General features: G+C 38.7%; 9 protein-coding genes and 1 tRNA gene. 6 read left to right on the forward strand and 4 right to left on the reverse strand.

What is annotated here, in order from left to right; genetic code table 11:
* The 4 genes from HXT37_RS05330 (at position 1) to HXT37_RS05345 (ending at position 4823) form a co-directional block, all read left to right on the forward strand.
* A complete protein-coding gene (locus tag HXT37_RS05330; RefSeq protein WP_410309270.1) occupies positions 1-2664 on the forward strand; it encodes a bifunctional lysylphosphatidylglycerol flippase/synthetase MprF in 2664 nt (887 codons plus the stop codon).
* Between the two features lie 113 nt (positions 2665-2777).
* Positions 2778-3242, forward strand: coding sequence for a 5-(carboxyamino)imidazole ribonucleotide mutase (purE, locus tag HXT37_RS05335; RefSeq protein ID WP_004108375.1), 465 nt, complete (start codon positions 2778-2780; stop codon positions 3240-3242).
* A complete protein-coding gene (gene purK, locus HXT37_RS05340; RefSeq protein WP_116431601.1) occupies positions 3226-4398 on the forward strand; it encodes a 5-(carboxyamino)imidazole ribonucleotide synthase in 1173 nt (390 codons plus the stop codon). The genes purE and purK overlap by 17 nt, the downstream gene beginning before the upstream one ends.
* Before the next feature lie 20 nt (positions 4399-4418).
* The gene (locus HXT37_RS05345; protein WP_004106002.1) at positions 4419-4823 is read left to right on the forward strand and encodes a Fur family transcriptional regulator; all 405 of its coding nucleotides are present in this window, start codon (positions 4419-4421) and stop codon (positions 4821-4823) included.
* A gap of 328 nt (positions 4824-5151) precedes the next feature.
* Here the strand turns inward: HXT37_RS05345 and HXT37_RS05350 are convergent, their stop codons facing one another.
* From HXT37_RS05350 to HXT37_RS05360, 3 genes are all read right to left on the reverse strand, one after another.
* A complete protein-coding gene (locus HXT37_RS05350; RefSeq protein ID WP_421779383.1) occupies positions 5152-7086 on the reverse strand; it encodes an SIR2 family protein in 1935 nt (644 codons plus the stop codon).
* A gap of 543 nt (positions 7087-7629) precedes the next feature.
* Positions 7630-7702 (reverse strand) — tRNA-Arg (locus tag HXT37_RS05355).
* A 79-nt stretch (positions 7703-7781) separates the two neighbouring features.
* Entirely contained in the window at positions 7782-8975 is a 1194-nt protein-coding gene (locus tag HXT37_RS05360) for an SLC13 family permease (RefSeq protein WP_102703190.1), read from the reverse strand.
* A gap of 255 nt (positions 8976-9230) precedes the next feature.
* On the opposite strand from HXT37_RS05360, the gene HXT37_RS05365 reads away from it, so the two are divergent.
* Positions 9231-10982: an acetolactate synthase large subunit gene (locus HXT37_RS05365; RefSeq protein WP_076002955.1), complete on the forward strand. Its 1752-nt coding sequence runs from the start codon at positions 9231-9233 to the stop codon at positions 10980-10982.
* A 149-nt stretch (positions 10983-11131) separates the two neighbouring features.
* On the opposite strand, the gene HXT37_RS05370 is transcribed toward HXT37_RS05365, so the two are convergent.
* Positions 11132-12097 (reverse strand): nucleoside hydrolase, encoded by a 966-nt coding sequence (locus tag HXT37_RS05370; protein ID WP_012914360.1) that lies wholly within the window; start codon positions 12095-12097, stop codon positions 11132-11134.
* 259 nt (positions 12098-12356) lie between these two features.
* On the opposite strand from HXT37_RS05370, the gene HXT37_RS05375 reads away from it, so the two are divergent.
* Entirely contained in the window at positions 12357-12968 is a 612-nt protein-coding gene (locus tag HXT37_RS05375; RefSeq protein WP_012914361.1) for an ECF transporter S component, read from the forward strand.
* Positions 12969-12979: the final 11 nt, after the last annotated feature.

The raw sequence follows: 12979 nt of genomic DNA on the forward strand, positions 1-12979 counted from the left end.
ATGATGCTGTCTTTCTTTCATAAACGTTGTAAGAAAAATGATTCTGATTCTAAACATTCAGCAATTCGGCATACAAAAATATTGATGCACGATTTCATAACCTGGATGCAACATAAAGTTTTTGCATTAACGCTTACATGCATTTTTATTGTTATAAATTGCATACACTGGCTCGTATTAGCACTTATGCATTTTTATACTTATGGCACAAGCGCTACTCTTGCACAATTGTTTATGCGACATCATCATTCAAAAGGTCCAAGCCTATTCTTCGGGCACGGAAACGTCACAGAGCTGCTGATAAAAGTGTGCCATTCGCTTATTTTCGTAAATAATATGCCATCTCTTATGGTTAATTGTTTACTTGTTGCCGTACTTATTGGCGTTGCAGAAACTCGTATAAGTAGACTTAATATTATTTATATTGCAATATTTAGCACACTTGTTGGCATAATTGTAGGATTAACAATCATAGGTAATCTTTCAATCATTATTCGAAACATGCATTGGATTACCAAGATTCCTATTCGACTATCTCCATTCACACTGTTTATTGGCGCTTTTATGGCTTCTGCATCTTACGAATCTATTTTGTGGCGCAGAAGAACTTTAGTAATTGGATACGCTACTACTTCAGCAATGCTTCTTTATAGTGGAAATCCAGGCGATTATTGCACTATTATTGCAGCCCTTACAGGACACATCATCGGCAATATTATGAGCAAAACAAAAGGCGTTAGACGAAGTGTAAACTGGTGGGAAGGTACAGATTACGAAATTCGTAGGCTTTTTGCAGTAGCTCAGAGCATTATTGCATTAGGTCCAGTGTTGGCATTATCTTCACGCTCTCACGCAGGAATTCTTACTACTCTTGGTTTGTTTATGTCACCGCAACTAGGCTCTAAGACATGGCTTACGCGATGCATGACAAATTACAGCACAAATAATTGTTTTCTTCATTCAGGTCTACATCACGCTGCAATTGGCGAATTATGGATTCGCATTCTATTACCAAGCATCACACTGATGATTATTGCGTGGGGAATGTTACGAGGGCGTAGACTAGCTGCATTAACTTCTATATTTATAAACGCACTGACTGTGCTATATGCAGGAATGTATTTCACTGTTTTGCCTTTAATTGCCACAAAACAAAATATTTTGGAACATCAACATAATGCTGTTGCTGTTGCTTTTATGCTTACCGCTCTCCCACCATTATTGCTTACTATTTTGTTGATAATTAATTTAAAGCATTTTTCTGTTCATACGAGCAAACTACAGGCACGTTTGGGACTAATAGCAATTTTTATAGCATTGTATATAACTGGTGCTGGATATGTTGCTTTTGGTCTTATGATACCTGAAGAATTTACTCCATCTGCTGATATTTACCACTTATTGCGAGATTTACCAGGGCGCTGGATGCCTATGGGATTTGGAAACAGATCTAACGCAATGCTTCGCACTGAAACACCCCTATCTTCTTTACTAGCACAAAGCGTGGGCGTGATATTCTGGACAATATTGTTTATTGTCTGCTTTACGTGGTTCCGCAGCAGCATCTCTACAAACGAAAACGATAGAAAAAAAGCAAGCTCATTAGTAGAACTTGGTGGAAACACAATGAGCTTTATGACAACTTGGGCGAATAACCATTATTGGTTCTCTCAAAGCGGGCAATCTGCAATTGCCTATAGACTAAATTACGGTATTGCGCTCACTCTTACAGAACCTTTTGGAGATGAAAAAGAGTATTCACAAGATATTCGAGGATTTATTAAATTCTGCGAACAAAATTCGTGGTCTCCAGCATTCTATGCTGTGCACGATAAAACGCGTCAAGAACTAGAAAAACTTGGATTTACTTCTATTAAAGTCGGAACAGACATGCTAGTAGACCCTAATACTTGGCAGACGCGAGGGAAAAAATGGCAAGATATTCGTACAGCTATAAACAAAGCAAAACGAGATGGAATTGCCGACGTACTTACAACTTATAACGAAGCCTCTTGGGACGTACGGCAACAAATTGTAGAAATTTCAGAAGAATGGGCAGAGTTAAAAGCTCTTCCAGAAATGAAATTTACTCTCGGAGGACTTGACGAACTTCAAGATAGCCGCGTCAAAATTTTATACGCTATTAATGAAGACGGCAGGGTACTTGGAGTAACAAGCTGGATGCCAACGTATAGAAATAATCGAATTATTGGTTGGACACTTGATTTTATGCGTCACCGCACAGATAGTCCTAATGGGATTATGGAATTATTAATTGCTAGAATGGCAGAACGTTTAAGAGATGAAGGATTAGAAAACCCAGACTGTTCTGTAGAATTTATGAGCCTTTCTGCAGCACCTCTAGCTGGCATAAACGAAGACATATTGAACGAAAATGGTCAAAAATCTTCTAACGTTATTAATCATGCGCTAGAAATGATGTCTGACATTTTGGAACCAGCTTATGGGTTCAAATCGCTATATTTCTTCAAGAAAAAATTCCAGCCATCCGCAAGTTCCGTATATGTTTGCTATATGGATTCTGCAAAATTAGCTCAGATTTCACTAGCTGTAACTCACGCCTATTTACCGGAAGCTAATCCTAAACAAATACTAGAAATGGTAAAATCGTTGCGACCAAAAAGCAATGAAGCGAACAAATAATTTGTTAAGTTTTAGATAAACTTCGGCGAGTTCTCCCTAGTGTTGCGTAAAGTAACAAGTGCACGTCAGGGAGGTTCATCGTGTCAGAAGTAAAGCCAACCGTCGCTGTCGTAATGGGATCCTCAAGTGATTGGGAAACCATGCGTCATGCTTGTGAAATTCTAGATAAATTCCAAGTTCCGTATATGAAACGAGTTATTTCCGCACATCGTACACCGGAATTAATGGCAGATTTTGCGCATAATGCTCGCTCAAACGGTTTCCACATTATTATTGCTGGAGCCGGCGGAGCCGCCCACTTGCCTGGCATGATTGCGGCACAAACCACGCTTCCTGTTATTGGAGTGCCAGTACGCTCGCATGCGCTATCAGGCTGGGATTCATTGCTTTCAATAGTACAAATGCCAGGAGGTATTCCTGTTGCAACTACTGCAGTTGGAAACTCTGGTGCGACAAATGCTGGATTGCTTGCTGTAAGCATTCTAAGTACAACTGATAATCGTCTTGCTAAAGAACTAGCAGAATATCGCAATGAGCTAAAAGAAAAAGTCGAGGAATCAAATGCCAACCTTATCTGAAGTAACTAATGGCGCTGTTGAACGTTTAATGCCAGGATCCACTATTGGAATTATTGGCGGCGGCCAGTTAGGGCGCATGATGGCTATTGCAGCTCGCCATATGGGTTTTCGTATTGGTGTTCTTGACCCTACGCTTGACTGCCCTGTGTTCCAAGTAGCAGATTTGCAGGTTGAAGCTAATTACGACGATCCTGAAGGCTTGCGTGAGCTTGCTGAACGTTGCGATGTATTAACCTACGAATTTGAAAATGTTAACGCAGACGCACTTGATAAAGTTCGTCATTTAACCGCAATCCCACAAGGAACTGACCTGTTACGCGTAACTCAAGATCGCGTCAGTGAAAAAACGTTCATTAATAGTCATAAAATCAAAACAGCTCCGTGGCGTGAAGTAAATAATTTGGACGACTTAGATGCTGCTATTGACGAAATAGGCTTGCCAGCAATTCTTAAAACTCGTCGCGGCGGCTACGACGGTCATGGTCAAGATGTTTTGCGCACAGAAGAAGACGTTGCTAACATTCACCATCGCTCGGATCGCGGAGGAAAATTCCCTCCTTCAATTCTCGAGGGTTTCGTCGATTTTGCTTTTGAAGCATCAATCTTGGTTTCTGGAAATGGTAAGGATTTCGTAACTTATCCTCTAGTAAAAAACGTGCATCACAATAGTATTTTGCACATGACTTTAGCTCCTGCAGTAGTTGATCCTGAAGTTGAAAAAACAGCTCACGAATTAGCTTTGCGCTTAGCTAAAGGATTCGAACTAGCAGGAACATTAGGAATCGAGCTTTTCATCACTAAAGATAATCGCGTAGTAGTAAACGAACTTGCTCCTCGCCCTCACAATTCCGGGCATTATACGATTGAAGCTTGCGATATGGATCAATTTGAAGCACATATTCGCGGTATTGTTGGTTGGCCTTTAAAGAAGCCTAAGCTACTTTCCCCTGCTGTTATGGTAAATGTTCTTGGGCAACATGTGGCTCCTACACGTTCGCTGATTTTGGAACATCCAGAATGGCATATACATGATTATGGAAAAGCTGAAGTTCGTAAGAATCGCAAAATGGGTCATATTACTGTGCTATGCGATAATCCTGTTGACGCTGCTGCAGCATTAGATGCAACAGGCTGCTGGGACGACGAGCTAGACTAAAAACGACGAAAGGATGCGAAATGTCTAGTGAGCCTATGCGTAGACATACAAAACAAAAAGAAATAGTACTCTCCTACTTACGCGAGTCTCGTAATTTTGTTTCTGCACAAGATTTGCACCGAATACTCGCCAAAGACGGGGAGATTATTGGCTTAGCAACAGTGTATCGTCAACTTAATTCTTTAACTCAAAGCGGCGAAGTAGATACCGTGCGCTTTAATGGACAGCAATTATTCCGTATTTGCGATGAAAATACTCATCACCATCATTTAGTGTGCGAACGTTGCGGAAAAACCGTCGACATTGAGCCGCCTGACGACGAAGGATGGATTCATAAAGTAGCTGAATCTCACGGGTACACTGTGGTGGATCATACGCTAGAAGTATTTGGCTTATGCGAAAGCTGCCGCGAAGAAGATAAGTAACCTGTACGCGTCTTTAAGACACGTACAGGTTGGTTTCTGCGCTAGTAACGCTCAATGACGTTTTTTCGTTACTGACGCAGTCAGCGTACTGCACAAGTAACACTCAATACCGTTCTTTCGTTACTCCTGCAGATTACGTTCTGCGCGAATAACGTATTTTTACGTTCTTGTCGTTACTGGCGCAGATGAGTACTCTCACATCACCCTTTATTCCACATATTCATTTTTTAATTTTATTAATAAACAAATAATCCTCAATTTTATTGAAACTATGCTTTTGTAGCTTATTATATTCTGTTGCATTCAACTTAAATTTTGTATATGACTTTTACTTGCTATTTTTTAAAAATAAACCCTCTCGTTTTCCTATGTGCAAAAGCGTTTTCTTCAAACTTTTTGGAGTAATCTTTTTGATGGAATTAAATAGCAATTCTTTTTCTTCATCACTAATTGTCAAATCCGTACAATCATTTATAAGAGACTTCTTTTTAAAAATAGCTTTCACGATGTTCAAAGTATTATCATTTTTCTTAGCTTCTTCTAAAGATTTATTGACATCTTCATCCCTATAAATGATAGACAATGCACTCAAATCACTTCCTATAGTTCCAACGATTTTAACCATGTGCTCATACTCATCTTTATTGTATGGATATAATCTGCAGAGATACTTACAAGCTCCAATTATTGTTGCGTGATTACCTATAGCCTTAGCTCTTGCCAATAAACTTCTAAGTTTTCTTTTTGCACGTTTCTTTAAAAATGGAATTTTACAGTCTATTGCCAAAGACCTAAGTTCACATTCTTGTGCAATGACTTCGTTACTCTTATACAATTCTTCATCACGAATAAACATGCTATTCACAAGTGCAAAACGAATCCTAACTAAAAGCAATAAACCGTATTTTCTTCTTAATAACGGAACTTTTAAAGAAAGGCTCGATGGAACACGCATTTGCAACGAAGACACATATTCGATTTTTGAATCTGCTAAATATTGGCGCCTGTCTATAGATGACAATCCGTATTTCTTTGCTGTTTTCTTTAGTTCTTTCGCAAGTTGACGATATTTATCAAAATCCGCACTTTCTCTTGCAAGGGAAATCCTCGCTTTTAGCAATATAATTCTTTCTTTACTAGTTAATGAATTACAATCATCATCATCGTATTTTTCAGACAACTTTTCAATCATACATTTCAAATCTTTATTTTGCCCAGTTCTTTGCAAAAGCAACATCCAGAATATTTCTTTATTAAAAGATATATTTTTCGCATCAATGTTTGACTCAATTTCTTTTAAAAATTTTTCTTTTTCTTCTGTAGAAACTGAGCTGTCCTTAGTTAGTTCACGAATATGATCAACAATATCACTGCCGCCATCAAAAGTTGATAACACATTCATCAACTCATCTTTCATATTGGATGGATATCCTGTTATCTTGACTACATTATGCAATGATGAAGCATTTTCTTCTGTTAGCTTATCAATTTCAGATTCTTTAGGATTTCCAACCGTCCAGAAAAATTTTCTGTCCTCATAATGACTATTTCGCAAAATCGGAAAATAATCCACATCTCTTCCGCTATATCCCCAAATACACACGTCATGCGTCTTAATATTACTTTTTACATAATCTGCAAAATCGCTTTTTTTGGAAATACCTGGCATTGTTGTTGCAATATCATCTCTTGTTACTGCATTCCCTGAATTTTCTCTTAAATTTCCATGCAATTTACAGATTACTACTTGTGATTCAAGTGATTCATCAGTTGGACAATCAACATAAACAAGATGGGGCAGTCTAAGCTTTTCGCAAGATGATTCGAACATTTTATCATAATTCATGGTAAAAATTGGAACCTTTGCAAAATATGAATAAGCTACTATGAAATAATGTATTATATTTGGTTGCGGTTCATAGTCCTTCGTGAAATGATCTTTTTTAAGACAATTCCACATCTCTAAAACACGGTCATCCCCTGTACATTCCAGTAGTACTGAATAAAATAGCTCTGGTTGAACTATTTCACAAATATAATCTTTACGAGACATTTCTTTTTTGGGGACACACGTATAACATTTATCAAATCCCACCAAGAATTTATTACAAGTATGTTGTAAGACATCATCAACTTTTGCAACCCCAGATTCAATGCTGATTCCTGATCCAGTAAAAAATAAACCTCTTTCTTTCATCAAACAATCAAGCAATTCTTCTTTATCTTTTTTATTACTATCTTCAAATACGCTATCATTCACCATCACAATCTCCTTTGAGAAAATTTTGACAATAATCTAAATATTTTAATTTTTATGAAGAATACAAAATCTATAAAAACCTCAATGTTACATATCTAAAACGTGAATTATACTCACTACTTTATTTTTCGCAAACGTTTATATATTTATATATGTATTACAACAATGTTTGGGCTGTGCCTTATAACACAGAATATCTAGAAGCTCAGCTTTACACACTTTTGGAGTTATAGCCCAAGCTCGGTTATAAACCAAAGGTGTGTAAAAAATCTTGTCTTAGACCTTGTAATGCAAGCGTTTTGCTGTAATCGAATCTGTTTTCTGCACATTCGCCGCTAGGAAAAATGTTTTCCAAATCTGCGAAAAGCGACAGAAACTTTACAGCGTTGTAAAGAAAAATGTCGGAAAATCCCCGGCAAATGTTCCACAAAATGTCCGATAAGGCAGACTAAGCTTGCGTTGAAAGCACACAGTGCTTTCAACCATAAGCAAGCTCGGCACTCTGAAAAATCTTGAAATGCACTATGCTATTTCAAGATTTCATCGTGCCCCCGACGCGACTCGAACGCGCAACCAACGGATTAGAAGGCCGTTGCTCTATCCTTTGAGCTACAGAGGCAAACAAATGGTTATTATACCAAAAAACTGTTATCAACGCGCCATAAAATTATAAATATCAAACGTTTATATAAAAATTGTTATTCAATAATCCACGCAAGTGACATCAACACTGCAAGGAAGAACACATTGACAATAGTATACGTGAGCAAATAACGCCCACGGTAATGCGAATACTGGTGTGTAATTCCCTTATAAGAAATAAGCGAAGCCATAGAAGCAATCAAAGTACCCATTCCACCAAGATTCGTGCCAATAATAAGAAGCTTCCACTGATCACAGAATCCAGAAAGCAGAATCGTCGTTGGTACATTACTAATAAATTGGCTTGAAGCAATAGAAACTTCCATCGGATGCGCACCAACCCACATTTGCGCAAGATCGCTAAATCCAGAAACTCGGCGCATATTGCCAATAAAAACAAAGAACATAATAAACGTGAGTGGCAAAGCCCAATCTAAAACACGGAATACGTGGCGGTCGCAAACAAGAAAAGCTGCAACCATAATAAGCACCATAATCCAGTCAGGAATCCATCCACTAACACCACACAAGCAAACGACAAACAGCAAACTATAAACAGTAACACGCCAGCGAGTAAAACTCATACCATAGCCCATAACACGAATTTCATCAGGCTGCGGATGGCCATGCGAAGGAGCCAACACGCTTTGCTCAATATCGTCACCGTGCAAACCTGCAAACTGGTCAACTGTGCGCGACTTAAAGAATACGAATGCAAACACGATCATCAACAGTGCTGCTGTAATCGTATAAGGAGCCATAATCTTCAAAAAATCTTGCGTAGACATATGAGTCAACGCCTTTAAATACAGATTGTGAGCATTGCCAATAGGAGTGAGCATACTTCCAACATTGGCACCAATGGTCATAAGCGTAATTACAAGAATTGACTGCTTTTCAGCATTCGCCATTACGAGCACAGATAGCGCAAAAGGCACAAAAGTAACCAAAGCAACGTCGTTCGTGATCCACATTGCTGAAAAGAATGTTAACGACATAAGCACGAGCACCAAGCCGCGCTCAGTGCGCACATGCCTTAGCAAACGCGCACCAATAGATCGAAACACACCAATGCGCTGGAACCCGCACACAACCATCATAAGACACACTAATTGCGAAATAGTGTTGACATGAATATAACTCAAATATTGCGGATCTGGAGGTACAAAAAAACAAGAAATAACCGCTAAAATTGCGGCAACAATAAGAATGGTTTCACACTTGACCAGATTCAACAGCCAGCGCTTCATCATTCCTCCGTAACGCAATAGACACAATGGTTCTATTGTACTAGAAACCCAGTCCTACAATCGGGTTAAATTCCCGACAAAATCGTTGCAATAACAATAAATTAGCAACTATTAATAGCGTGATTTAGCCTAAAGTAGCTAACACAAAATTCCGCCCTTTTTTATGACACGCGCATTGCAAAAATTGCGTTTAAAGACAAGATTGCGTATATCATATTAAAACAAAGAATTTGTTGTCTACACAAGAAGCGAATTATGGCAGAAATAAACAAAACAGAAGATCAGAAGCTTGAACAAAAACTTGCTCGTCAAAAGCATCTTCGTGAAAACCACAAGCGCAATACTGCAGATTTAGTTGTTGAATGCTTGGTAAACGAAGGCGTTGAAGTAGTATTCGGTATTCCAGGTGAGGAAAATATTCCGCTTCTTGAAGCAATTGAGCGCGATGGACGAATTCGTTTTGTGCTTACTCGCCACGAGCAGGGCGCTGGTTTTATGGCAGCAACATACGCTCATATTACTGGAAAACCGGGCGTATGCTTGGCAACTCTAGGTCCTGGCGCATTGAATTTAACGCTTCCTGTAGCTCAAGCAAACGCAAGCACTACACCGCTTGTAGCGATTTGCGCACAAGGTAATGTTTCTAGGCTTTATAAGGAATCTCACCAAATTATTGATTTGGTTGCGCTCTTCCAGCCAATTACGCAATGGTCTTCTATGATGCTTGCTCCAGAATCTGCGCCGGAAATGGTCAGAAAAGCTTTCTCTATTGCCGGTCGCAACCGTCCGGGAGCCACGTGCCTTGTTATTCCGGAAGATATTAGCGAAATGCCAGCACCTGACGACGCAAAGTCTCTTCCACTTCCTCATCCTCTGCATATTATGCCAGCGCCCGACACTATTGAAGAAGCTGCAAAAATTATTAGTCAAGCAAAGCAACCTATTATTTTGGCTGGAAACGGCGTTGCGCGCTCTCACGCTGAGGCTCAGCTTCTTGCGTTTGCTGAGCAGCTTAATGTGCCAGTTGCAACTACTTTCGAAGGAAAGGGCGTTTTCCCAGATAATCATCCGAATGCACTTGGCGTAGTCGGCTTCATGCATCGCGATTACGAGAACTTCGCGTTTGATACTGCTGATTTGATTATTGCTGTCGGCTTCTCAATTCAGCAGTTCGACCCGAAGAAAATCAACCCAAATATTGATAAAACTATTATTCACATCAATACTTTTGTGGAAGATACCGACGCGCACTACCCTACTGCGCTGAATATTATGGCGAATATTGGCCAAACGCTTAAAACTCTTACAGAAGTATTAAAGACACGCAACATCACTTTCGACGTAAGCCACCCACGTATTCGACAACTGCTTACGGAAGAATTACATTCTTGCGAAAACGACGAAAGCATGCCAATGAAACCGCAGCGCGTAGTTTACGATATTCGCCGCGCTGTTCCTGAAGGCACGAAGGTACTTGTAGATACAGGCGCTTTGAAAATGTGGATGGCACGCTTGTACCCAACTATGCACCCGAATACTTGCATAATCGACAACAGTCTTTCAACTATGGCTTGGACGCTTCCGGGAGCTGTTGGAGCTTCGTTTATTCGCGATAATTCCGGCAAAATTAACACGAAACCGGTTTTGGCTGTGATGGGCGACGGAAGCTTTATGATGAACGTGCAGGAAATTGAAACTGCAGTGCGCGTTGGCAGCCGAATGGTAGTTCTTGTTTGGGAAGATAACGCTTATGGCTTAATTAAGTGGAAGATGGAACTTCATGCAGGCGAGCACGAATACGTTGATTTCCATAATCCGGATGTGCCAAAACTAGCTGAAAGCTTTGGCGCGCGCGGTCATGCTGTTAAAAAGCCGGAGGATTTGTACAACATGCTGCGTGAAGCACTGGATCAGAAAAACGGTGTCGATGTGATTTCCTGCCCAGTTGATTACAGCGAGAATATGAAGCTTATTGAAAAACTCGGCGATATTGACTTTAGTAACTAAAATATATTTATACTGAAAAAATATACGCATTAATTTATACGCATTAAATATAAATACGACCGAGAAAGTTTGTGAACAACCATAAACAAACCCGGTCGTATTTAAATGTTATTTCAATATAGAAAGCATGTTGGTAAAAATAAATTTTGCTAATCTACAACATGCAAAGTACGATAAATGTAATTTTTATATTTTTCGGGATTAAGCCTACTACATATTTCAACATTCGGAGTTTTACCAGAGAAGAAATTAGCATCAACAAGAACTGAGCCATAACTTGGTCCAGGAGTTGCATCAACTTGGCAATAATATTTTGTGCACTCGCTTATACATTCAGGATATAACGCAGCGGCAACAGCAGATGGATCAGCCATATCTAGATAAGCATCCCCAAAACGGCTAACATTCATTTCCATTAATTCCCTATTACAATCAATGACAAACTTACCGAGTTCTCCACTTTTGCGAATATTAGCAATTTCTTGTGGATTCAGCATACATTCTCCCAAGCATGCGTCCCATCCAACAAACATAATATTTTTAAGACCAGAATCAACTAATATCTTTGCAGCTTCTGCATCTTGCCAAATATTAAATTCTGCTACAGGAGAAACATTTCCACGACCTAAACCAGCAGATCCCATAACGACTATGCGACCAACTTTTTTCATCGCTTCATAATCAACCTTAATAGCTAGAGCAATGTTAGTTAATGGTCCTAATGCAATAATATCTATTTCACCATCTTCACTGTTTCTCAAAGTTTCGATCATTTTCAAAACAGCATTACCATTACTTTCTTTCAAACGATGAGGAACTAGACCAATATCACCCATTCCATCTCTACCATGAGTTTCATGAGCATAAGCCAAATCGCGTAACAGCATGCTTCTGCTTCCTTTATATACAGGTGGCTCATATGAACCAGCATGCTCGATAGTAGTAAGCGTATTAATAGTCGCTTGTTCCATGCACACGTTTCCTGATACAGTGCAAAACATTAATATCTCATATCTAGGATCATTTAAAGCCATGGCGATTGCCATAGCATCATCCGAACCACAATCTGTATCTATTATTATTTTCTTTTTAGAATAAATTCCTTTATTTTCCATAAACTCTCAACATCCTATCAATTAATAGAAACTGTAGTTTCAGATGTAACTAACTTTAGCGTGCAGCTGAAGCAACACATACTGCAAGCATTATAAAACCAAATGTTATTTATATACGCAAGCGCGTATATGCCGTATATATGTCATATACTCGCGAAAATTTATCAAAAACACTAAATATTAATTTACAAACTTTATAAAGGTATCTTATAATCCATGAAAAGATTATATTTGTAGTAATAAAATAGGAGGTAGTTGCATGAAACAGATAATTAAATCATTCAAGGAAGAATTTACTACTGCTGCAGTTGTCACAATACCATTATGTGTTGCTATTAATTATATTTCTGGCACTATAGCTGGCGTACTAAAACTACCTATCTTCCTTGATACTATAGGCACTTTATTTGCATGCATGGTTTTTGGACCACTTGTAGGAATAATAACTGGAATGCTATCTTCAATAGTTTCATCAATCACTATGCCAACCATGCTTCCATTTATAGTGGTCAATATTGCTCTGGCCTTATGCGCTGGCATTCTAGCAAAACATAAAATGTTTTCAAATTATATGAAAATTTTTATTTCTTCAATAATCATGGCAATAGTATCCATTATTATTGCGGCACCGATAGTAGTAATAGTATTTAGCGGGTTTACTGGCGGAGGATCATCTATGATAGCGGGTTTAATAACTGCATCTGGAGTGAATATTTGGATTTCTGTATTCTCTGCTGAAGGATTCTTTACTTGGGCTGATAGAATATTAACAATCATTATATGTTTAAGCGTTATAAAATGCTTGCCCAATAAATTACTGCTTCTTTTCCCATTAGGTTCACTTTACTTAAAAAATTCAGATTCTGAATAGTAAAAATTAAA

The organism is Gardnerella sp. DNF01151 (assembly GCF_049244235.1).
GTDB classification, from domain to species: domain Bacteria; phylum Actinomycetota; class Actinomycetes; order Actinomycetales; family Bifidobacteriaceae; genus Bifidobacterium; species Bifidobacterium swidsinskii.